Raw genomic sequence first — 22,537 nt, forward strand, 5'->3', positions numbered from 1 at the left:
TAGATGAGAAATCAATTCAACAAGATAATAAACATTGCAGCCAATAAGTTGGAGAACTTAAAACATCTCCAACTTACAACAACTGCAATCAATGCTTTGAAATGGTTAAGAAATCATCTGCCTTTTCTTCACCCAAAATATCTTGTTGGCTTATTAGATTGGTACATCATCAAGAAGTTTATAGGAACTTACATATTTTCGATAATTCTCATTATCTCTATTGCAATAATATTCGACTTTAACGAGAACTTATCGAAACTTACCGAATACCAAGCTCCGTGGCGTGCCATCATCTTCGATTACTATGCAAACTTCGTTCCATACTATTCCAATCTCTTCTCTCCCCTATTTGTTTTCATCGCCGTAATATTCTTCACATCGAAGTTAGCAGGCAACTCGGAAATCATTTCCATGCTTGCAGCGGGCGTTTCGTTTAACCGTCTGATGCGTCCCTATATGATTTCGTGTGTACTGATAGCTGGTTTAACTTACTATTTAAATAGTTTTGTTATACCACACGGAACTGTAATACGCTTAAATTTCAAGTCCCTCTATCTTAATTCCAAAAAGAATACAGCTGCCGAAAATGTGCAATTAAAGGTCGCTGAGAACACTGTGGCTTACATACAGAACTATGACGACAAATACAAACGAGGCTATGGATTTTCGTTAGACAAATTCGATGGCAACAAACTTATAGACCATTTAACAGCAAGCGAGATACAATACGATACCATTGCCGATGCAAAGTATCATTGGAAAATATCGAATTGGAAAATCAGAAAGCTGAAAGGGCTGAAAGAACACATTACAACAGGGGCTGAAATGGACACCGTTATAATGATGGAACCTACCGATTTGGTTTATTCAAAAGGGCAACAAGAAACATTTACATCGCCCGAATTGCTTGACTACATTTCCAAACAAACCAGTAGAGGCTCTAAAAATGTAGTACAATACGAGGTAGAATACCACAAGCGCATAGCAATGTCGTTCTCATCGTTCGTTCTAACCATTATAGGTTTATCGCTATCATCGCGCAAACGAAAAGGTGGAATGGGAATGTATCTTGGCATTGGTCTTGCATTAAGTGTGAGTTACATTCTTTTGCAAACCGTTTCGTCCACTTTTGCCATCAACGCAAACACCCCACCTATATTGGCAGCGTGGATTCCAAATATAATTTTTGCAGCGATAGCATACTTCTGCTACCGCCACGCACCTAATTAATAAATAAAGAAATAGTTAAAGAACACCCTTTGCGAGAAGGGTAAAAACAAAATAATATGGATTTTGAAAGTTTAGATTTAAATGACGATATACTCGATGCGCTTTACGATATGCGCTTCGAGCAATGCACACCTGTTCAGGAAAAATGTATTCCAGAAATATTAAAAGGTAAAGATATTTTGGGAGTAGCGCAAACAGGAACAGGCAAAACTGCCGCATACTTGCTTCCCGTACTCTCGAAACTTGCCGATGGAGGCTATCCTGAAGATGCTATAAACTGTTTGATTATGTCGCCAACCCGCGAATTAGCCCAGCAAATAGACCAAGCTTTCCAAGGCTTTTCATACTATCTGAATGGTGTTTCGTGCGTTGCTGTTTATGGTGGAAACGACGGAAACCGCTACGATCAAGAGATTAAAAGCCTGTCGTTGGGTGCTGATGTGATTATCGCTACCCCAGGACGCTTCATCTCACACATATCTTTAGGAAATGTAGACCTTTCCAAACTCAGTTTCTTCATACTCGATGAGGCAGACAGAATGTTGGATATGGGATTCGCAGACGATATTCTAACCATTCAGAAAAAACTTCCTAAAACCTGCCAGACTATCATGTTCTCGGCAACAATGCCGCAGAAGATAGAAGAGCTTGCACAGACTTTGCTCAACAATCCTTCTGTCATTAAGCTTGCAGTCAGCAAGCCTGCCGAGAAAATATGCCAAATAGCATACGTCTGCCACGAGACCCAGAAGATGGAAATCGTGAAAGACATCTTCAAGTCGGGCAATCTTCAACGTGTCATAATCTTCTCTGGCTCAAAGCAAAAAGTAAAGCAAATAGCTTTATCGCTCAATCAGAAGAAGATAAATTGTGGCCAGATGCACTCCGATTTAGACCAAGTGCAACGCGACGAAATGATGTTCAAGTTCAAGAGCGGACAGATTGATGTGCTTGTAGCTACCGATATTTTGGCAAGAGGAATTGACATTGACGATATTACAATGGTTATCAACTACGACGTGCCACACGATGCAGAAGATTATGTACACCGAATTGGACGTACAGCACGTGCTGACCGCGACGGAGTAGCTATAACCTTCGTAAGCGAAGACGACATTTACTACTTCCAGCAAATAGAGAAATTCTTGGATAAAGAAGTAGAAAAAGTTCCATTGCCAGAGGGAATGGGCGAAGCTCCCGAGTATAAAAGTACAGGAAAACCAAGAAGAAGCACAAGTGCAAAAGCACGTCGCAGAAAAGACCGCGACCAGCAAAGCCATAAAGACAAGAAGACTCGCAACAACAAAAAGAGCAATCGCCAACAGCCTGCTAACAAGGACTTTGCAGACAAAGAGCCTAAAAACACCACTGCACAGGGCAGCGAAGAGAAAAAGCAGGATAGGGAAAAGTCAAGCAAAAACAACCGTCGCAACAGAAAGCCTTCTGCAACTGAAATAGAAGACAAACAAAACAGAGGTCAGAATAAGAAGGCGGAAGAAACCAACAAGGCTGACCAAAAGCAAAGAAACAACAGGAACGCCAAGTCTACAAGTGGCAAAAAGGAGGGAAATGAGCAGCAGCGCAAGAACGCAAATCAAACTGCCGAAGCCAAATCCACTAAGTCCAATAAAAAAAGAAATAAGAAAAAGCAACGCCCAATAGAGGAAAACAAACCTCGAAAGAGCACAAAATACGATATTAAAGACAATATGTCGGCAGCAAGAAATTCAGAAAGCGGACTTAAATCGTTAATAAAGAAACCTTTAAAATGGTTGAGCAAGTTCGGTAAAAAGTAAACAATGTTTTTGCATAATATTGTTGAAAACAAGTAAAACGCACTTACTCAAAACCTCAATATTTACCGAATAGCCTCTATTTACTTTGCAAGCAAATCGCAAAGTGAATAGAGGCATTTTTTGTATCCTCTCATTTCAACACAAAACCTTAACAAACTTTAAAGAGCCTAATTTATTGTAAGTGGGCTTTTTTTCGTATTTTTGCATCGAAATGGCGGAATTACAAGTCCGTCATACTAATTAGAAATTTACAAGAAATAAATACATTATGAGTAAACAAACAGAAAAAATCAAGGAACTCGTAGCCAAAAGAGAGCAAGCTCGCTTAGGTGGTGGCGAAAAAGCTATCGAGAAGCAACACGCTCGTGGTAAATATACTGCACGCGAGCGCATTGAGATGTTGATAGACAAAGGTAGCTTTGAAGAATACGATATGTTCAAACTTCACCGTTGCCATAACTTTGGAATGGAGAAGAAACAATACTTTGGCGATGGCGTAGTAGCTGGTTCAGCAACTATCGACAGTCGCCTTGTTTACGTTTACGCACAAGACTTTACCGTTAATGGCGGTTCTTTGTCAGAAACAATGGCACAGAAGATTTGCAAGATTATGGATATGGCTATGACAAATGGTGCTCCTGTAATCTGTATGAACGACTCTGGTGGTGCACGTATTCAGGAAGGTATCACATCTTTGGCAGGTTACGCCGAAATCTTCGAGCGCAATATTCTCGCTTCTGGTGTTATTCCACAAATTTCAAGCATTCTTGGTCCTTGTGCTGGTGGTGCTGTTTACTCTCCTGCCCTCACCGATTTCATCATTATGAAAGAGGACACAAGCTATATGTTCCTTACAGGACCGAAGGTTGTTAAGACCGTAACGGGAGAAGACATTGACGCTGAAGGACTTGGCGGTGCAAGCGTACACGCTACAAAGAGCGGTGTTACAGGTTTCACGGCAAAGACAGAAGAAGAGGCAATGGACATTATTAAGACCCTGCTTTCTTACATTCCTTCCAACAACCGTGAAGAAGCTCCACGCGTAGAATGCACCGACCCTATCGACCGCAAGGAAGATTTGTTGAACGAAATCATACCTGACGACCCTAATCAGGCATACGATATGTATAAGGTGATTAAGGCTGTAACCGACAACGGAGAGTTCTTCGAGGTGCAACCTAAGTTCGCAAAGAACATTATCACAGGTTTTGCACGCTTCAACGGTCAGAGTGTAGGTATCGTAGCCAACCAACCATCTGCCTATGCAGGTGTTCTCGATGCCAATGCCAGCCGTAAGGGCGCACGCTTCGTACGTTTCTGCGATGCTTTCAATATTCCTATCGTTTCGCTTGTAGACGTTCCGGGCTTCCTCCCAGGTACTGGTCAGGAATACAATGCTGTTATTTTACACGGTGCCCAGTTGCTTTACGCTTACGGCGAAGCTACCGTTCCAAAGATTACCATTACACTTCGCAAGAGCTATGGTGGTTCTCACATCGTTATGGGCTGCAAGCAATTGCGCTCAGACCTTAACTATGCTTGGCCAAGTTCGGAAATTGCCGTTATGGGTGCATCGGGTGCAGTTGCCGTACTTTGCGGAAAAGAAGCGAAGGAAGTCAAGGAAGCTGGTGGCGATGTTAAACAATTCCTTGCCGAGAAAGAAGAAGAATACACAGAAAAGTTTGCAAATCCATATCAGGCAGCTCAATATGGCTACATCGACGATGTAATCGAGCCACGCAACACACGTTTCCGCATCTGCCGTGGTCTTGCACAGTTAGCAAACAAGAAGCAAGACTTACCAGCCAAGAAGCATGGTTGTATGCCAATGTAATTGCAAGTTTCCTTTATAAAAAACATCTGTAAATGAACAATAATATATATGCTGCAATTGCCATGGCACTCTATGAGTATGCAGGCAATAACGTTCACGATGTAGAATCTGGCATCATCACAATAAAGCCAAAGCAGACAATGTGGAATGCCAAGTTCGAGATTATGACAAAGAAACCATAAGACAAAATGAAAGAATTTAAATATACGATTGACGGCAAAGAATATAATGTCGTTATAAACAGCATTGGCGACGACAACGTTGCTGACATCACGGTGAATGGTGAGGAATATAAGGTTCAGATGGAAGCACCTGCTGAGCCAGAAAAGAAGAAGGTAGAATTAGGCAAACCCGTTGCTGAAAGCGAGACTGAAGGCGCATCAGCACCAGCAAACTTCAATGCTTCAAATGCCATAAAGGCTCCGCTTCCAGGCACTATTACTTCAATAGAAGTTGCAGTAGGCCAAGAAGTTAAGGCAGGCGATACAGTTCTCGTGCTCGAAGCTATGAAGATGCAAAACAGCATCGAAGCTGAAAAGGACGGTAAAGTTACAGCCATCGTCGTAAAAGTTGGTCAAGCTGTACTCGAAGACGAAGCATTGGTAGTAATAGAGTAAGCCAACAAGAATATACACGCTTTCTGTTTGACAGACAGCGCATACTATAACGAAATCCATTCATAACACTTTAAAAGTGTTATGAATGGATTTTTGTTTATAAAACAGCAGCGGAGGTCAGCACAGACACATTCTTCCTTCCAAATAGAAAATACTTTTCGCTTCCCTACTCCATTTCTCTCCACATGCCTTTATTTCGATAAAAAAGCACCCGAAAAGTGTAAATATTTTTCACAAGCACGCCTGTTGTATAATTCTCTTGTTATCAACGCATTACAAAACCTATTGTTTTGCGTTCCAAAAGCGGCTGTTTTGCACGGTAAAAGCGTAGGTTTTGCATCGCAAAAGAGCCGCTTTCGCAACGCCAAAGCGCAGTTATCGCTTTTTAAAGAAATTATCTTTACAAAGCGAAGGATATTCTTATCATCTGGCACAAGTAATAAAAGAGAAAACAATTTGCCAAATAAAACATTACTGTCTCTGTATTTGTACACAAGTTTTACAGGCTTTTCACCATTATTATGAACACTTTAGGAAACTTTGTGTAAAATCCTTGCTGATAAGATATTTTTTTGTAACTTTGTTGTCAAAATAGAATATAAAATATACAAAAACGTATGCTTACATTAAAGCTCATCAGTGAGGAAACTGAACGTGTAATAAAAGGTCTTGAAAAGAAGCATTTCAATAATGCCAAAGAGACCATAGAGAAGGTATTGGAATACGACAGAATGCGTCGTGAATACCAACAAAAGCTCGATAGCAATAAGCAACAACAAAATCTTCTTTCAAAACAGATAGGTGGATTAATGAAAGAAGGCAAGAAAGACGAGGCAAACGAAATAAAGAACAAAGTAGCTGAACTGAAAGCTGCTGATAAAGATTTGCAAACCAATATGGAGAAGGCACAAGCCGATATGACCGACTTGCTGCTCACTATCCCCAATATAGCCAATGTAGATGTACCCGAAGGTAAAGACGCTAACGACAACGTTGTAGTAAAAGAAGGTGGCGAAAAGCCAACTTTCGAGAGCGAAAAGCTTTGCCACTGGGATTTATGCGAGAAGTACAACCTCGTTGATTTCGAGCTTGGTGTTAAAATCACAGGGGCAGGTTTCCCTATTTACATAGGCAAAATGGCTCGTTTCCAACGTGCCTTGGAAGCATTCTTCCTTGAAGAAGCACGCAAAAGCGGCTACTTGGAAGTGCAGCCACCCCTACTCGTTAATCAGGCATCAGGCTTGGGAACAGGTCAGTTGCCCGACAAGGAAGGACAAATGTACCATGCGCAGGCAGACGATCTCTACTTGATTCCAACAGCAGAAGTACCTGTTACAAATATCTTCCGTGATGAAATTCTTGACGAGAAGGAGCTTCCTATCAAGCGTTGCGCTTACTCTTCATGCTTCCGTCGCGAAGCAGGAAGCTACGGAAAAGACGTGCGCGGACTCAATCGTTTACACCAATTCGACAAGGTAGAGATTGTACGCATAGACACTCCGCAGCACTCTTACCAATCATTGAACGAAATGTTGGAACACGTTGAAAATCTGTTGATAAAATTAGAACTCCCCTACCGTATTCTCCGGCTATGTGGTGGCGATATGAGCTTCACCTCTGCTATCTGCTACGACTTTGAAGTATGGAGTGCAGCACAAGGGCGTTGGTTGGAGGTAAGCTCTGTTTCTAACTTTGAAAGCTATCAGGCAAACCGCTTACATTGTCGCTATCGCCGTGCTGAAGACAAGAAAATAGAGCTGTGCCATACACTGAATGGCTCGGCATTGGCTTTGCCTCGTATAGTGGCAGCCATACTGGAAAACAATCAGACCCCTGAAGGAATAAGAGTACCGAAAGTACTCGTGCCTTATTGTGGATTTGAAATGCTTGACGACCAAAACTTTTAAGCATTAAGTTTTTATAGTCGCAAATATACGCTTAGCAAAAATAGATAAGAAATCAAAAGCATTATATAGGTTTAAACGAACTTGCCGATACAGCTAAACGTAAATCCTAAATACAAAAAGAGAGTATAAAATTAGAATCTATAAATAACTTAACCTTTAAAACATGAACAAGATTATCAGCAAAGAGCAATTCTCCGAAAAGGTTTTTTGCATCGTTGTAGAAGCACCGCTCATAGCACGCAGCTGCAGGGCAGGTAACTTTATAATAGTGCGCGTAGACAAGAACAGCGAACGCGTGCCTTATACTATTGCTAAGGCTGACCCTGAAAAAGGCACTCTCACCATGGTAATACAAGAGGTGGGACTCTCTTCTACCAAATTGTGCCAGCTCGAACCAGGCGATGAAGTACTCGACATTGTTGGTCCATTGGGACAGGCATCGCACATAGAGAACTATGGTACGGTGGTTTGCGCTGGTGGCGGTATCGGTATCGCAGCCATTCTCCCTATTCTGACAGCATTCAAGAAAGCTGGCAACCGTGTCATCTCTGTATTGGCAGGTCGCACAAAAGAATTGGTGATTATGGTAGATGATGTAGCCAAATACTCTGACGAGGTTATTATTATGACCGACGACGGAAGTATGGGTAAAAAAGGTGTAATAACCGTTGGCGTTGAAGAAGTACTTCAACGTGAAAAGGTAGATAAAGTGCTGGCTATCGGCCCTCCTATAATGATGAAGTTCACATCTTTGCTGGCTAAGAAATATGGCATACCAAACGACGTTTCACTGAATACGATTATGGTGGACGGAACAGGTATGTGTGGTGCATGCCGTCTTACCATCGGTGGAAAGACGAAGTTCGTCTGCATTGATGGCCCTGAATTTAATGGCGACCTTGTTGATTGGGACGAAATGTTCAAGCGTATGGGCACCTTTAAAGGTGTAGAGCGCGAAGAAATGGAAAGGAAACAAGACCAGATAGGACATCACCATATAGAAGTAGAAACTGCTGAAAGTACGGTAAAGACAGAATTAACTCCTGCGGAAGAAACCAAACAGGCATTCTCTGAACTTGTCGACCGCAACGCTGAATGGCGTACGGAATTGCGCAAGAGTATGAAGCCGAAAGAGCGTACAGCTATTGAAAGAGTGCAAATGCCAGAACTCGATCCTGTTTACCGTGCAACTACACGTTTGGAAGAGGTGAACAAAGGTCTTACAAAAGAAATGGCAATGCGCGAAGCACAACGCTGTCTTGACTGTGCAAAGCCTACTTGCGTGGAAGGTTGCCCTGTAAACATCAACATTCCAAGTTTCATTAAGAATATTGAACGCGGACAATTCCTTAACGCTGCACGTGTATTGAAAGATACTTCTGCTCTACCAGCAGTTTGTGGTCGTGTTTGCCCACAAGAGAAACAGTGCGAAAGTCGCTGTATTCACTTAAAGATGAACGAGCCAGCTGTTGCTATCGGCTATCTTGAAAGATTTGCCGCCGACTACGAACGAGAAAGTGGCAACATTACATTACCAGAACTTGCTCCTTCTAACGGTATTAAAGTTGCTGTTATTGGTTCAGGCCCTGCAGGACTTAGCTTTGCTGGCGACATGGTTAAGCGCGGATTTGAGGTTTATGTCTTCGAAGCATTGCACGAGATTGGCGGTGTGCTTAAATACGGTATTCCAGAATTCCGTTTACCAAACAAAATCGTTGAGGTTGAAGTAGAGAGCTTAAGAAAGCAAGGAGTTCATTTCCAAACCGATACAATTGTTGGTAAAACAATTAGTGTGGAGGAATTGAAGCAAAACGATTTCAAGGGAATCTTTGTTGGTTCTGGTGCTGGTTTGCCTAATTTTATGGGTATTCCAGGCGAAAACAGCATCAATATTCTTTCAAGTAACGAGTATCTTACCCGTGTAAACTTGATGGACGCAGCGAACCCAGAGACCGATACACCAATCATTATTGGAAAGAAGGTTGTTGTTGTTGGTGGTGGTAACACTGCTATGGACTCGTGTCGTACAGCAAAGCGTCTCGGTGCTGAGGTTACACTCGTCTATCGCCGCTCATTGGAAGAAATGCCAGCGCGTGTAGAAGAAGTAAAACACGCACAGGAAGAAGACATCAACTTCCTTACGTTACACAATCCGAAAGAATATCTTGCTGACGAAAACGGACGTGTTTGTGGGGCTGTTCTCGATGTTATGGAACTGGGAGAGCCTGATGAAAGTGGACGTCGCAGACCACAGACTACTGGCAAGACCATCACTATCGAATGCGACCAAGTAGTTGTTGCAGTAGGCGTTTCGCCTAATCCGCTTGTACCAAACTCTATTGAAGGATTGGAATTAGGACGAAAGAATACAATCGCGGTAAACGATGGTATGCAAAGCTCTATTCCAGAAATCTATGCAGGTGGCGACATTGTACGTGGTGGAGCCACAGTAATCCTCGCTATGGGAGACGGAAGAAAAGCTGCCCTCAATATGGCAAACGCTTTATTAGAGAAATAAAAAACATAGATAATATAATCAAAAGGAGTTAAAGAGAACCTATTAAAGTTTCTCTTTAACTCCTTTTCTATTCTAACCAACGTATTTCTACTGCTTCAGGTACGAATCTAAGCCCTGATGCAAAGAAATAAAAAACAAGCAAATAAGTAAGTAATAAAAATAAAAAGTCAGGCATTTCTTCTTTTTTCTTTATAAAAAGGTGTATCTTTGTAGAATACAAAAAACAATTTACTAAATCTTATAAATTATGGAAGAGAATTATTTTGCTCCATCAGAGTTAATCATTAACGAAGACGGAGGTATTTTCCACCTTCATTTAAAACCACAACAACTGGCAGATAAGGTTATTCTGGTTGGCGATCCAGGGCGTGTTGCTTTAGTTGCTTCACATTTTGACGGAGTGGAATGTGAAGTTAATAATAGAGAATTTAGAACCATAACAGGTAAATTTAAAAACAAACGAATAACTGTATTGAGTACAGGTATCGGTTGTGATAACATTGATATTGTTCTCAACGAACTTGACGCATTGGCTAATATTGACTTTGAAACAAGAAAAGAAAAGACTAACTTCCGACAACTCACCTTGGTACGCATTGGTACTTGTGGAGGTCTTCAGCACAATACTCCTATCGGAACATTCATTGCATCAGAGAAAAGCATCGGTTTCGATGGCTTGCTCAACTACTATGCAAATCGTGAGAAGTTAGATATCGAGTTTGAAGAAGAATTCAAGAAGCAAGTAAAATGGCTGCCACAATTGGGCAATCCATACGTAGCAAATGCAGACAAAGAATTGTTAGAACAAATTGCACAAGACGATATGGTACACGGTGTAACTATCGCTTGCGGTGGTTTCTTCGGCCCCCAAGGTCGCCGTCTGCGTGTTCCATTGGCAGACCCACAGCTTAATGAGAAAATCGTTGAGTTTGAATACAAAGGCCATAAGGTTACAAACTTTGAGATGGAAAGCAGCGCATTGGCAGGTTTGGCACAACACATGGGACATAAAGCCCTAACTTGTTGTATGGTAATAGCTAACCGTCGCCAAAAAGAAGCTAATGTTGGCTATAAGAATACTATTGACGGATTGATTAAGAAGGTACTTGAAAGAATCTAATTTACAGTACCTCTACAAATAAAAACAAGAGAATTAAGGAGTTTTAGCATGCTGCATCAATTGAGACACAACTTGTTTCATTGCACAAGCAACAATGGCTTAACTCCTTAATTTCATTATATAACGCTTTAACTTCCCTCTATAATGCAAGCATACAACAACCTTCTCAACTCTTCTGAAACTATCTGTGCATTGGCAACACAGCCAGGTGGCGCAATAGGTGTAATCAGAGTTTCAGGCAGTAAAGCAATTGAAATCGTGGACTCCATCTTCTCACGACCGATTCTAAACGCCCCTGCCAACACCTTGCATTATGGAGAAATACTCGATAAAGACCATCAAACCATTGACGAAGTGGTGGTTTCAATCTGGCGTGCACCTCATTCCTACACTGGCGAAGACTCGGTAGAGATATCGTGCCACGGTTCAGCATACATCTTAGAGCAGGTCTTACACCGCCTAATCGAAAGTAACTGCCGCCAAGCCAAGCCTGGTGAATACACTCAACGTGCCTATCTGAACGGCAAAATGGACTTATCGCAGACCGAAGCCGTCGCCGACCTCATTGCCTCTACCAACAAGGCATCTTACAAACTGGCTCTTTCACAGCTCAAAGGGCACTTCTCATCAGAACTTTCCACACTGCGCAACCAGCTTCTCAAGATTAATTCGCTTCTCGAACTCGAACTCGACTTCTCCGACCACGAAGAATTAGAGTTTGCCGACCGCACCGAACTAATTGCCCTCTCCGAAGAAATTGACCGTAAAGTAACCACTCTCGCACGTTCGTTCAAGACTGGACAAGCCCTCAAAAACGGTATTCCTGTAGCCATTATAGGCAAAACAAACGTGGGAAAATCTACTCTTCTTAACCGTCTCCTCCGTGATAATCGCGCCATTGTAAGCAATATTCACGGAACTACCCGCGATATTATAGAAGACACCATCAGTATTAACGGTGTAGATTTCCACTTTATCGATACTGCAGGCATACGCAAAACTACCGACTATGTTGAGCAATTAGGCATTGAACGCACCCTCGCCACTCTCGAAAAAGCCCAAATCGTGCTATGGGTTGTAGACAATGAACCCACCGAAAGCGAGAAAAAAGAAATCCTCGCTCAGTGTACCGATAAGCACTTAATTCTCGTACACAACAAAGTAGACGACCTTACTGAGCCTACAAATCAACAGAACCACGCTGCAACCTCGCACGATTCAACTTATACTTATCACGAAATTGCCATATCAGGCAAATACAACTTGGGTATCAACCAACTTGAAGCCCTAATATATAAGGTAGCCGACTTGCCCGAAATAACAGAAAACACCACTATCATTACCAATGCACGACACTACGACGCCCTCACTCGTGCCCACGCTTCCCTTCTCCGAGTGCAAGAAGCAATGGCAATGAGTCTCAGCGGCGACCTTATTTCCGAAGATTTAAAAGACACTATCTCCATACTCGCCGAAATTACAGGCGACCAAATTACTCCACAGGAAACGCTGCATAACATATTTAAACATTTTTGCATCGGAAAATAACTTTATAAAATAACTATTATAACAATAGGCGTAATGGACATTTAATAGGCTGAAACCCCTCAAATGTCCATTACGTCTGTTGCCTTTAATTATTTATTTCCATTGAAAATGTTCTTTTCCGGCACCCACCTCGAAGTGATATTTTACAATACCGAGGTCAGTACCGCTCCATTTGCCATTATCGCAGCTAATGTTCACCTCATTGCTTTTGCCTGAAATCATGAATTTCTGTTTGTTCATTGCTGTAGGTGCAAGCAATGCTACTTCTACACCTTGTTTAAACCATTCTGGCATTGTTCCGTCATATTGGCAGACATCTTCGAAAGCTTTTGATTTATGAGCTACCCCTTGTAACAGACCATAACCAAGAGCGATAATACCATTTATCACAGAACCCTCAACGTCTTTGCCAACACTATTCTTGCTATAAGTACCGCCAACCCACCAAGAGTTCAGCCCAAGTGTCTGAGCATACAATGCAATATCAATACCGCAATAGCCCAATGTTTCTTCAATGTCTGTTCTCTCAGGTCCTGAAAGTACGAGATAATTCTTGAGACCTTTTGCCATAAAGAACTTCATCACTCCCCAGACAGGTACACTTTCGTTAGTTACAAGTTTGATGTTTACCTTATGTTCTTTGTTCACTTGCTCAATTCTTGCTTTCAATGCCTTTACAACAACTTCATCAAGTGGTTTGTCCTGAAATTTACGCACGGTATGGCGTGCATATATTGCTTCTTTAATATCCATATTTCAATTATTTTTATCCCATTTCCAAAATCATCTTCGTCCCAAACTGGTACCATATCATAATGTATATATTTAACCATCACTAAAGTAATGTTTATTGTTGGTTCTCTAACTTTATTGAAGACTACAAATGCAAACCTACTCTATTTTCTCGAAACGAACAATCTTTTTCAGGGAAATATGCGAAAAGCAAGAACTATTTAACATCTTGACCCAAATTCCACCCAATAGTTATTTATACTAAATTTGTAATAGAAAGCGAATTTTAGAGAATAAAAAGAAAGCAGAAAGACTTTGTATCGATAAATTATCAGTGATTATCAGAAAATATCAATAACAGCGTAAGGTATTAAAAACAATACTTTACGCTGTTCTCTTTTCCATCAATGGCAATTGATAGAAATACTTTCTATTCCACACTTTCGTCCTATCTATAAATTTACCTACTTTTATCAACATACTCTAACTTATCTTGCTTCTTGATTATGGCTATACAGCAAGGCATTCTACCTTCTATTAATTCATAAGAAACATTTGTAAATCCAAGCTTTTCAAAAAATGTCTTGTAGGTTTTCTCGCTAAATCTTCCTACAAATATTTTTGAAAACCGATTAACAAACCACACCAAAACCTGCGACAAGCCCCAAGTGTGGTTTACCAAATAAGTTGGAATAATCACTTCTCCACCCTTTTTACATACCCTCAACAATTCTCTTAACGCAATTTCGGGGTGCTCCAATAAGTGAATGACATTAGCTGCAATTACCTTGTCGAAAGTTTCATCAGCATAATTCAAGTGCAAAATGTTTCCTTTCTCAACCTTTACATTATCTAATTTTGCACATCGTTTATGCGTCTGAACAAGCATACCATCGGAAAAATCTGTGGCTGTAAGACTTCTACAGATAGCAGCAATATGAACACTTATCATACCAGTGCCACAAGCACACTCCAGCACTTCGTCATCAGAAGCTATTCTCTCAGCAACTTTCTTGCACATCTCCCGATTAACTCTTCCATTATACAATTTCTCGAAGAATGTATAATATTTAGATACTAAATCCCAAAACATTGTTTCTGTTCTTTTGTTTTGCTACAAAGTTAGGAAATAACTGTTGCAACCAAGTTGCAAAGTTCTCATTAACATCAAAATAGTCTTAGCATTTCTTTTCGTTAATTATATACAAACAGAAGCCTTGTTTGTTAAAAAATAAGCGTGAAACAATGGCAGGAAGGGCGATTTTACGAACAACAGAAATATTATTTGTAAATAAGCGCAACATTCGTGTGCAAGTATAACTATCTTAAAAACAATTTCTTATATCTGATTATGGGATATTTGTGCAACAAAACACACCGTAAATACTCGCAAAACGAACAATTAAAGCAACATAAAGAACTGAAACAACGTTGCAAGAGCGGCTATTTTGCAATGCGAAAGCGGCTGTTTTACCCGGTTAAACCTACGTTTTCACTTAGCGAAAGCGTAGGTTTGAGAAAACGGGAACGATTTTATTGAAAAATAATGGCTTTTTTATTGTTTCACGATTCTATTTCAATGATTGTATTCAAGCTTTCGCATTAAATATTTGTACATACTTTTTAACTTTTTAATTAAATGCTACACGAGATTTGCCTAGAATAAAAATAGTGGTTAACTTTGCAATGTTAGAACATAAAGAATATGAGAATAGAACACTTAGCTATTTGGGCAGACAACATAGAATTGCTCCGCAACTTTTATATGAAGTATTTCGATATGCAATCAAATGAGATGTACACCAATGAGAAAAAAGGATTTCATTCTTATTTCCTTTCATGGAAAGGTGAGAATAGTCGTATAGAAATCATGAGTCAAGCTGGCAAAATAGAATCTTTGCCTAATAAAATGAAGGGGCTGGCTCACTTCGCTATCGCACTGGGTAGTGAGGAACGAGTTCTGCAACTCACTGAACAGCTTCGAGAAGATGGCTATAAAGTATTTTCAGAACCTCGCCACACAGGTGATGGGTACTTTGAATCGGTTATTGGAGACCCTGAAGGCAACTATGTTGAACTAACTGTATAAAAAACAAGAGTATAAAAGATTTCTAAGGATATTTATTTTTCAGCAAGCTTGGTGGCTTTTGGTCATACCACCTCTTTATCAGAAACCCTACTACGGACAGAGTAAGTAATGTAATTACCATATTATAATTACAATACTACTTTTTTAACAATACTTTAACAGGGGTTAGCCACAAATGTTACCAGACCTTAATTCTTATATCGATACCTTTGCATCAGAAATTTAAATAAAAACATTATGACAGAAAATAAGATGTTTTGTTTCCAGTGTCAGGAAACTGCAAAGGGAACAGGTTGCACCATTAAGGGTGTATGCGGTAAAGAGGCAGAAACCTCAAAGTGGCAAGATTTGTTGCTCAGCGTTGTACGTGGTGTGGGAACTATCCAACATACGCTGGGGGAAAATGCGTCGAAAGAAGTTGCCGACTTCCTCGTAGATGCATTGTTCTCAACGATTACTAATGCTAACTTTGACGACCAGAGTATATTAAATAAGGTGGACACGGGCATTGCTCTGAAAAAACAATTGCTCGAAACAGCTTTAAGCAAGAACATTACTTTCCCTAATTATCAAGAAGTTCACTGGGGTGGCGAGAAGTCTGACTATTCTGCGGAAGGTGAACGCGAAGGAGTGCTTCGCAACGAGAATGCCGATCTCCGTTCGCTGAAGGAGCTCACCGTTCTTGGTCTTAAGGGTATAGCCGCCTACTATGACCATGCGGCTCGTTTAGGCGAAACAAATGAAGAGATTATTGCTTTCATATGCAAGGCTCTTGCCGCAATTACTGCTCCAAATGCAGATATGGAAACGCTTCTTGGCATCGTACTCGAAACAGGTAAATATGGTGTAGATGTAATGGCATTGCTCGATAAAGCCAACACAGAGGCATACGGTAACCCTGAACTCACAAAGGTTAATATCGGTGTTGGCAAGAAGCCTGGCATTCTCATTTCAGGACACGACCTTAAGGATATTGAAGACCTTCTTATTCAGACAGAAGGCACAGGCATCGACGTTTATACCCACGGCGAGATGTTGCCAGCGCATTATTATCCACAACTAAAGAAATACAAGCACCTTGTGGGCAACTACGGCAATGCGTGGTGGAAGCAGAAGGAAGAGTTTGCAAGTTTCAATGGTCCTATCGTATTTACTACAAACTGTATCGTACCGCCTGCAAAGAATGCAAACTATGCCGACAGAGTTTTCACCACCAACTCTACTGGTTTCCCAGGTTGGAAGCACATCGCAACAGGCGAAGATGGTAAGAAAGATTTCTCTGAAGTTATCGCATTGGCTAAGACCTGCGAGGCTCCACAGGAAATAGAAACTGGCGAGATTGTAGGCGGATTTGCACATGCTCAAGTATTTGCGCTTGCCGACCAAGTAGTAGAAGCTGTGAAGAGTGGGGCTATCCGCAAGTTTGTCGTGATGAGCGGTTGCGACGGTCGTATGAAGAGCCGCAACTATTACGAAGAGTTTGCCAAGGCTCTGCCAAAAGATGTTGTAATCCTCACCAGCGGCTGTGCGAAGTATAAATACAACAAGTTGAATCTTGGAGATATTAATGGTATTCCACGCGTTCTTGATGCTGGACAGTGCAACGACTCTTATTCTTGGGCAGTGGTGGCACTCAAACTGAAAGAGATTTTTGGTGCAAACGACATCAACGACCTGCCTATCTTTTTCAACATCGCATGGTACGAGCAGAAGGCCGTAATCGTTCTGCTTGCCCTTCTACACCTTGGCGTGAAGAATATACATATCGGTCCTACCCTTCCAGCTTTCGTTTCTGAAGGCGTACTACAAGTGTTGGTTGACAATTTCGGACTTGCAGGCAACTCTACAGTGGAAGAAGACATTCAGAAATATATTCTCTGACATACACGTCCCTCGATAAATAACTATCGGGGGATTTTCTTTTAACATACAATAAGAAAGAATAAAGTGCGTTATTTTTAAAAGCAAACAAATATGGAAGCATCAATGTACGAAATACTAACAAATAGTCCTTTCTTCAATGGATTAACCGCTAAGGAAATTAAAGAGCTATTACAAACGGTGAACTATAAAATAGTGGAATATCCTGCTAAGGAGATTTATACACTTGCTGGTATGCCTTGCAAGTATGCCGACTTTATTCTCAAAGGCGAACTGATTTCTCGTATGACTGGTTTGTCGGGCAAGCAAGTGCAGATAGACCGTCTGAAAGCTTGTGTCTTGATAGCTCCAGCGTTTATTTTTGCCAAGAACAACGCTATGCCCGTGAGTGTAGAAACCGCACAGCACACTACCATTATGCGCATGATGCCATCGGAACTTAAACATCTGATAGATACCAACGAGCGCATACGTATGAACTTCATTCAGCTTCTTTCGTCTATTGATGTCTTCCTCACCCAGAAACTTCGTATGCTATCCCTCTTCACTGTCCGCGAAAAGGTGGCTTACTTCTTGATGAAAGCAGCCAAAGAACAACAAAGCCGCACAATAAAACTCAGTAATAGCCGTCAGGAGATAGCCGACACATTCGGTATTCAGAAGTTCTCGCTATTGCGATGCCTTTCCGAATTTGAAGATAACGGTGCCATTAAAATAGATGGAAAACAGATAACTATTCTCAATTCAGATAAAATGAAATAGGAGAAACAAAAGTTATAATTGCAACGACTAAGTCGGTTTATGGTACTTGTAGCAATTACTGTCTATGACAGCTATGCTATATGCCAACGACAAATCAGTCGACTGTTTTTGAAAATCAGTCGAGTATTTTTTTAAATTAGTCGACTGTTTTCTTTCATTCTAACGATTGATTTTATACCTTTGCAGTGGTGATAAAACACAGAATGCCGACAGAGGGCATACGCTCCTAACCTCTGAAGGATTAACCTACAAGGAGCACTTAATATAAAACTATGGCAAACAGACCTTTAGCCTATATGCTTTCAGAGCGCAAGGCAAATCTCGGAAAGATGGCTGGAAAAACCGTCATTCAAGCACGTCCGACAGGGCGCAAACGTGTAGACCACCGCAGTTTCTGCGATGAGGTTGCTCACGCAACAACATTCACTGGGGCAGAAGTAGAAGCCGTTCTGCGACTTGCTGCCGACATTGCGAAAAAGCATGTTGAGAACGGTGATATTGTGGACTTTGGCGACATCGGTACATTGAGTCCATCGTTCCATAGCAAACTTGTGGAGAAAGGAAAAGAAAAGTTCAATCCCAACATACACATTACCGAGCCTATTGTACGCTTGACACCCTCAAAGAAGTATTTCACACTTACTGGTGTGAGTTACGAACGTGTAGATGCTCCTGCCAAGAAGTCGTCTGAGGAGAATCCTACACCGCATCCATAAGATGTTCTGATTCACAATAAAATATTCTTATATAAGAAAATACTGCCAATGGTATTATTGTTACCATTGGCAGTATTTAATTGTTGTCTTATTTGTTCTTTCTTTTAATAGATGGCTAATTCAATGCCTCACTTTTACTGCATATTATAAGTATGCACGCTTACGCCTTGTGCAGATGGCAGATAGTTTATACCCCACCAACACATTTGCAGGAGAGCAAAGTTGATGATAAGTATCCACATAGCCACTTCTAAGTTGCAATTCTTACGCAAACGATAATGAATATAAGTAAGATAAGCCAACCAAGTGGCAGCTGCCCAAGTTTCTTTAGGGTCCCATGCCCAATAGTGTCCCCATGCTTCTTTTGCCCAAAGAGCACCTGTGAGCATACCCAACGAGAGAAAAGCCCAACCTATATAAACGAGATTGTCTGTTATATCAAGCTCCTTGTGGGTTACTATCTTGCTTTTCTTGAAGAACAACAGATAAACAGCCATCACGAAAGCACCGCCCAAGAGCGCATAAGCAAACATATAGATGATGACGTGTGGTGCAAACCAAGGACTCTGCAAAGCAGGCATAAGGGTTTTGCTATGAATTTCTGGTTTCAGAAGATTGAAGCAAATGAAAACCAGAGAAAGCACTGTGGAAAATGACAACAGCCACTTATAATCCCAACGACTGTAAACAATGATGCCTGCTAATGGCAGGAAGAAAGAATACCACAAACGTGTTTCGCCCATGGTACGCATTGGAGGACGGTCGAGAGCTATCCACATAATGAGGATATAACTGAAAAATACCGCCAACCCGAGTATCGTAGCACTATAAGCAACTATCTTCTTATCTTTCCATGCGGCATAAGCACCTGTTGCCCAAAGCAACACAGCTGCTACAGCAAAATATATAAAGTAATTCCAAAACGCTATCATTTCTTATCTTCCTCCTTCTTATATTTATTACGACCTGCTGTGATAAACATGAGAACTGCACCTATGAGCAACAGATAGATACCCACATAAGTGGCAGGCAGCCAAGGGTCGGATACGAGTTCATACACGCTGAGGGTACTCCACTTTCCTTGCTCCTTATTGAAATCAAGCTGATAAATCTTCCACGAACCAATTGAAAATGGCTTATTCACTTCAATATGCGCCTGAAAGGCATTACCATCTTGAGTGTAGACGTTTACATCTGACGCATAGCGCAATGGTTCACGAGCCGACATTGCTATTTCAGTCTTATCGTCAAGCTTTAAACTCGACATTGGGAACATATAACTTCCCGAACTTACCCAGCCTTTCTTTACAACACTACCCTTCTGCGCCTTGATTAGAATGGCTGTGGCAGCACCTTTACCTTTATACTCAACAAATCCACCAGCATTGATGCGCATTCCCAAATCGTCCATTTTCATCATCTGCATCATCTGTGCTGGCATTCCTTTCATCATTTTGAGCATACTTGCAGGCATGGCGTCCTCAATGTATTTCTCCACTGTGATGTTCCAACCTAAAAGTTCTTCGGAAGTGAAATTTTGCTCAATAATGATATTCTGCGGTTTGTCTTTGGGCAGAACCTTGCCAGTCTTGCTATCGAATATTGCCAACTTTGGAGGATATTCGTCAATTGTGAACTTCTGCAACTCAATGGCAAGTGGCAACTCGTGTACCTCTTGATGGTCATCGATTCCACGCCATTCGGGTTTACCTTCTTCGCAATACATCTTGAGACGTTGCATATCGGCAGAACCTAATGTACCGCAAGTTACGAAGACAAACAATCCTAAGTGACTGATGAGCGAAGGAATAAATCGTTTCTGGAAGTGCATGAGCTACTGAATACCCACCTCTGCTACAATCACAATGTTCCAAAGATAGATGAGAACGAAGGGCCAAAAGCTGAGCATACGAGTAAGTCCGATAGGGTCTACAGCAGGACGGCCTTCAGGAACTTGGCGACTCAAGCCCATGATAATTGTAAGTACAGACGCAGCAGCAAGTGCTGGCACTGCCGCCTCTACTTGCGTCATAAACTTAAAAAGATATACTTTAGAGCGGAGAGCATAGAACAATCCTAATGCTACTATAAGTATTGTCAATGCAATAATATTGGCTGGCCACATAAAGACAAGCCATTCCACAGGGCCTATAGAAACTTGTAATAGGGCTCCTGTAATCAGAAGCCCTACACTTATAGCAATTCCCTCGCGGTATTTCCAAGGTTTATTCCACATACTTTAATATGTCTATGTTCAATGTTTAGAGGTTTATGCTCCACACATTACATTTCCTTTGTAATGAATCTGCCATTCTTCTTGGCTGTCTTCACCCATTGAGGAACTACATTGTCAATAAAGTTCTTCTTCTGAGCCTTGAGTTTCTTCATATCAAGACCGATGTAGCTTTGAGCTTTATCCTTAGTAGAAATGTCTGGCATTGGCACTTCCTTGCTGTAACCATGGCGAGCCAGTACACGAGCAATATCAATACGTGCTGTCTGCGCATAGTTTAGGGCTACACCAAGCAGGCGAGTAACTTCCTGTGGTGCGTGGAAGCTGGCACCATGGCTTGCCACTGCATAGTCCCAACGCCATTGGCTCTTGCGCAGTGCTGTCAATATTGGTTCCATTTCCTTTTCTGTTGCTCCCTTCTCCCAAGCAAACTTAGCCTCGATATGTGCACGAGCCAACTCTTTCTCTACACGGTTACGGATATCAAAGACTTTCTCTTGACGCTCATATACGTTCTGACGCAATGTCTCTTCGCTTTGACGGTGGCAAGTCTGACAAGTGCGGTTGATATTTGCCAATGGTGATGTGATGTGGTGACTGGTGTACTTTATACCACCTTCTTGAATGTAAGGCATGTGGCAATCAGCACAACTCAATCCGCGTTGAGCGTGGATACCCTGCTTGAAAATCTCGTAACCTGGGTGCTGAGCTTTCAGAACCTTAGCCTTAGAGAGTGGGTGTATATAATCGTAGAATCCAATAGAGTCGTAATATTCCTCAGCGGCTTCACAAGTGAGTCCCTTATCTTGTGGGAACTTGAGATAGTTACCGTTGTCCTTTTCAAAGTAATACTCAACGTGGCACTGTGCACAAACCAATGAACGCATCTCCTGATGACTTGCCTTCTTCACGTCCTTGCCAGCACGTTGCCAAGCCTCATAAAGAGCAGGACGAGCGGGTCTCAAATCCATATTGCGAGCATCATGGCAGTCTGAGCAACCTACTGAATTCATAACTTCGTTACCCCACTGGCTCCACTTAGCAGCATAGAAAGCATTCTTGCCTTTCTCACGCATCAAGCGAGGAACATCAGGACCTTTACAAGTCCAGCAAGTACCAGTCTGCATATCCTCCTGACCATCTACGCCTGGCGAACCTGTACGTAAAATCTTGCGCAAATCCTCAACTGCATGACGATGCCCACGAGGAGTATTGTACTCACGAGAGAAAGCATAACCAGCCCACAGAATAACCATTTCTGGGCGTTGTGCCAATACATCAATCTCTTGCGAAGAGTTGTACTTACTCACAAAAGAAGTGTCTTCAGTCATTGCCCAAGTCTGATATTCCTTGGGGAAATCCTCAGCAAACTTCTCATTCTGACTCACAATTGAGTCGGTCATCACTGTTCGGCGATTGTTGAACACTGAGGCAACTTCTGCACGACGCTCCAACATAGAAGAGCAAAGCATGCCCAGAATGAAGATGATAACCATTGCTCCGCCGAAGAGCAACCATCCTTGCCATTTCTTTAACTGTTTAGCCATATTGTTA

Annotated in this window: 18 protein-coding genes and 1 pseudogene; 14 read left to right on the forward strand and 5 right to left on the reverse strand. The window is 41.6% G+C overall.

Features of this window, described 5'->3' with window-relative positions; genetic code table 11:
* Window positions 1-3: 3 nt before the first annotated feature.
* From BWX39_RS06190 to mnmE, 10 genes are all read left to right on the forward strand, one after another.
* Complete coding sequence (locus BWX39_RS06190) at window positions 4-1,230, forward strand: LptF/LptG family permease (protein WP_028906282.1); 1,227 nt, start codon at window positions 4-6, stop codon at window positions 1,228-1,230.
* 56 nt (window positions 1,231-1,286) lie between these two features.
* Window positions 1,287-3,026 (forward strand): DEAD/DEAH box helicase, encoded by a 1,740-nt coding sequence (locus BWX39_RS06195; RefSeq protein WP_028906283.1) that lies wholly within the window; start codon window positions 1,287-1,289, stop codon window positions 3,024-3,026.
* A gap of 268 nt (window positions 3,027-3,294) precedes the next feature.
* Window positions 3,295-4,860: an acyl-CoA carboxylase subunit beta gene (locus tag BWX39_RS06200; protein ID WP_028906284.1), complete on the forward strand. Its 1,566-nt coding sequence runs from the start codon at window positions 3,295-3,297 to the stop codon at window positions 4,858-4,860.
* Window positions 4,861-4,892: 32 nt separating this feature from the next.
* Window positions 4,893-5,042, forward strand: a complete 150-nt coding sequence (locus tag BWX39_RS12240) for a hypothetical protein (RefSeq protein WP_014709992.1) — start codon at window positions 4,893-4,895, stop codon at window positions 5,040-5,042.
* 6 nt (window positions 5,043-5,048) lie between these two features.
* Entirely contained in the window at window positions 5,049-5,477 is a 429-nt protein-coding gene (locus BWX39_RS06205; RefSeq protein WP_028906285.1) for a biotin/lipoyl-containing protein, read from the forward strand.
* Window positions 5,478-5,558: 81 nt separating this feature from the next.
* On the forward strand, window positions 5,559-6,002 hold the full coding sequence (locus tag BWX39_RS12460) for a hypothetical protein (RefSeq protein WP_244271461.1): 444 nt from the start codon (window positions 5,559-5,561) through the stop codon (window positions 6,000-6,002).
* A 92-nt stretch (window positions 6,003-6,094) separates the two neighbouring features.
* A complete protein-coding gene (gene serS, locus BWX39_RS06215; protein WP_028906286.1) occupies window positions 6,095-7,384 on the forward strand; it encodes a serine--tRNA ligase in 1,290 nt (429 codons plus the stop codon).
* 163 nt (window positions 7,385-7,547) lie between these two features.
* A complete protein-coding gene (locus tag BWX39_RS06220) occupies window positions 7,548-9,902 on the forward strand; it encodes a bifunctional dihydroorotate dehydrogenase B NAD binding subunit/NADPH-dependent glutamate synthase (protein ID WP_028906287.1) in 2,355 nt (784 codons plus the stop codon).
* Between the two features lie 247 nt (window positions 9,903-10,149).
* Window positions 10,150-11,022: a nucleoside phosphorylase gene (locus BWX39_RS06225; protein WP_028906288.1), complete on the forward strand. Its 873-nt coding sequence runs from the start codon at window positions 10,150-10,152 to the stop codon at window positions 11,020-11,022.
* 144 nt (window positions 11,023-11,166) lie between these two features.
* Window positions 11,167-12,570 (forward strand): tRNA uridine-5-carboxymethylaminomethyl(34) synthesis GTPase MnmE, encoded by a 1,404-nt coding sequence (mnmE, locus tag BWX39_RS06230; protein WP_028906289.1) that lies wholly within the window; start codon window positions 11,167-11,169, stop codon window positions 12,568-12,570.
* A 93-nt stretch (window positions 12,571-12,663) separates the two neighbouring features.
* Here mnmE and BWX39_RS06235 read toward each other — a convergent pair whose 3' ends face one another.
* Together BWX39_RS06235 and BWX39_RS06240 are read right to left on the reverse strand one after the other, a co-directional pair.
* On the reverse strand, window positions 12,664-13,323 hold the full coding sequence (locus tag BWX39_RS06235; protein ID WP_028906290.1) for a nitroreductase family protein: 660 nt from the start codon (window positions 13,321-13,323) through the stop codon (window positions 12,664-12,666).
* 439 nt (window positions 13,324-13,762) lie between these two features.
* Window positions 13,763-14,395: a class I SAM-dependent methyltransferase gene (locus BWX39_RS06240; protein ID WP_028906291.1), complete on the reverse strand. Its 633-nt coding sequence runs from the start codon at window positions 14,393-14,395 to the stop codon at window positions 13,763-13,765.
* A 612-nt stretch (window positions 14,396-15,007) separates the two neighbouring features.
* Between BWX39_RS06240 and BWX39_RS06245 the strand changes: the two genes are divergently transcribed.
* The 4 genes from BWX39_RS06245 (at window position 15,008) to BWX39_RS06260 (ending at window position 18,750) form a co-directional block, all read left to right on the forward strand.
* Complete coding sequence (locus BWX39_RS06245; protein WP_028906292.1) at window positions 15,008-15,391, forward strand: VOC family protein; 384 nt, start codon at window positions 15,008-15,010, stop codon at window positions 15,389-15,391.
* A 237-nt stretch (window positions 15,392-15,628) separates the two neighbouring features.
* A complete protein-coding gene (gene hcp / locus BWX39_RS06250; protein WP_028906293.1) occupies window positions 15,629-17,272 on the forward strand; it encodes a hydroxylamine reductase in 1,644 nt (547 codons plus the stop codon).
* A 93-nt stretch (window positions 17,273-17,365) separates the two neighbouring features.
* A complete protein-coding gene (locus BWX39_RS06255; RefSeq protein ID WP_028906294.1) occupies window positions 17,366-18,034 on the forward strand; it encodes a Crp/Fnr family transcriptional regulator in 669 nt (222 codons plus the stop codon).
* A 272-nt stretch (window positions 18,035-18,306) separates the two neighbouring features.
* On the forward strand, window positions 18,307-18,750 hold the full coding sequence (locus BWX39_RS06260; protein ID WP_028906295.1) for an HU family DNA-binding protein: 444 nt from the start codon (window positions 18,307-18,309) through the stop codon (window positions 18,748-18,750).
* Between the two features lie 134 nt (window positions 18,751-18,884).
* Here the strand turns inward: BWX39_RS06260 and ccsA are convergent, their stop codons facing one another.
* From ccsA to nrfA, 3 genes and pseudogenes are all read right to left on the reverse strand, one after another.
* Window positions 18,885-19,682, reverse strand: a complete 798-nt coding sequence (ccsA, locus tag BWX39_RS06265; RefSeq protein ID WP_014709979.1) for a cytochrome c biogenesis protein CcsA — start codon at window positions 19,680-19,682, stop codon at window positions 18,885-18,887.
* Window positions 19,679-20,986 (reverse strand): annotated as a pseudogene (locus tag BWX39_RS06270) (cytochrome c biogenesis protein ResB). The gene ccsA and the pseudogene BWX39_RS06270 overlap by 4 nt, the downstream one beginning before the upstream one ends.
* 47 nt (window positions 20,987-21,033) lie before the next feature.
* Window positions 21,034-22,530, reverse strand: coding sequence for an ammonia-forming cytochrome c nitrite reductase (nrfA, locus tag BWX39_RS06275; RefSeq protein WP_028906296.1), 1,497 nt, complete (start codon window positions 22,528-22,530; stop codon window positions 21,034-21,036).
* Between the last annotated feature and the right edge of the window lie 7 nt (window positions 22,531-22,537).

Source organism: Prevotella intermedia ATCC 25611 = DSM 20706, assembly GCF_001953955.1.
GTDB lineage: Bacteria > Bacteroidota > Bacteroidia > Bacteroidales > Bacteroidaceae > Prevotella > Prevotella intermedia.

Bases quoted from the DNA above. Each gene is read 5' to 3' on its own strand.
- BWX39_RS06190 (WP_028906282.1), top strand. From the start codon at position 4: ATGAGAAATCAATTCAACAAGATAATAAACATTGCAGCCAATAAGTTG.
- BWX39_RS06195 (WP_028906283.1), top strand. From the start codon at position 1,287: ATGGATTTTGAAAGTTTAGATTTAAATGACGATATACTCGATGCGCTT.
- BWX39_RS06200 (WP_028906284.1), top strand. From the start codon at position 3,295: ATGAGTAAACAAACAGAAAAAATCAAGGAACTCGTAGCCAAAAGAGAG.
- BWX39_RS12240 (WP_014709992.1), top strand. From the start codon at position 4,893: ATGAACAATAATATATATGCTGCAATTGCCATGGCACTCTATGAGTAT.
- BWX39_RS06205 (WP_028906285.1), top strand. From the start codon at position 5,049: ATGAAAGAATTTAAATATACGATTGACGGCAAAGAATATAATGTCGTT.
- BWX39_RS12460 (WP_244271461.1), top strand. From the start codon at position 5,559: ATGAATGGATTTTTGTTTATAAAACAGCAGCGGAGGTCAGCACAGACA.
- serS (WP_028906286.1), top strand. From the start codon at position 6,095: ATGCTTACATTAAAGCTCATCAGTGAGGAAACTGAACGTGTAATAAAA.
- BWX39_RS06220 (WP_028906287.1), top strand. From the start codon at position 7,548: ATGAACAAGATTATCAGCAAAGAGCAATTCTCCGAAAAGGTTTTTTGC.
- BWX39_RS06225 (WP_028906288.1), top strand. From the start codon at position 10,150: ATGGAAGAGAATTATTTTGCTCCATCAGAGTTAATCATTAACGAAGAC.
- mnmE (WP_028906289.1), top strand. From the start codon at position 11,167: ATGCAAGCATACAACAACCTTCTCAACTCTTCTGAAACTATCTGTGCA.
- BWX39_RS06235 (WP_028906290.1), bottom strand. From the start codon at position 13,323: ATGGATATTAAAGAAGCAATATATGCACGCCATACCGTGCGTAAATTT.
- BWX39_RS06240 (WP_028906291.1), bottom strand. From the start codon at position 14,395: ATGTTTTGGGATTTAGTATCTAAATATTATACATTCTTCGAGAAATTG.
- BWX39_RS06245 (WP_028906292.1), top strand. From the start codon at position 15,008: ATGAGAATAGAACACTTAGCTATTTGGGCAGACAACATAGAATTGCTC.
- hcp (WP_028906293.1), top strand. From the start codon at position 15,629: ATGACAGAAAATAAGATGTTTTGTTTCCAGTGTCAGGAAACTGCAAAG.
- BWX39_RS06255 (WP_028906294.1), top strand. From the start codon at position 17,366: ATGGAAGCATCAATGTACGAAATACTAACAAATAGTCCTTTCTTCAAT.
- BWX39_RS06260 (WP_028906295.1), top strand. From the start codon at position 18,307: ATGGCAAACAGACCTTTAGCCTATATGCTTTCAGAGCGCAAGGCAAAT.
- ccsA (WP_014709979.1), bottom strand. From the start codon at position 19,682: ATGATAGCGTTTTGGAATTACTTTATATATTTTGCTGTAGCAGCTGTG.
- nrfA (WP_028906296.1), bottom strand. From the start codon at position 22,530: ATGGCTAAACAGTTAAAGAAATGGCAAGGATGGTTGCTCTTCGGCGGA.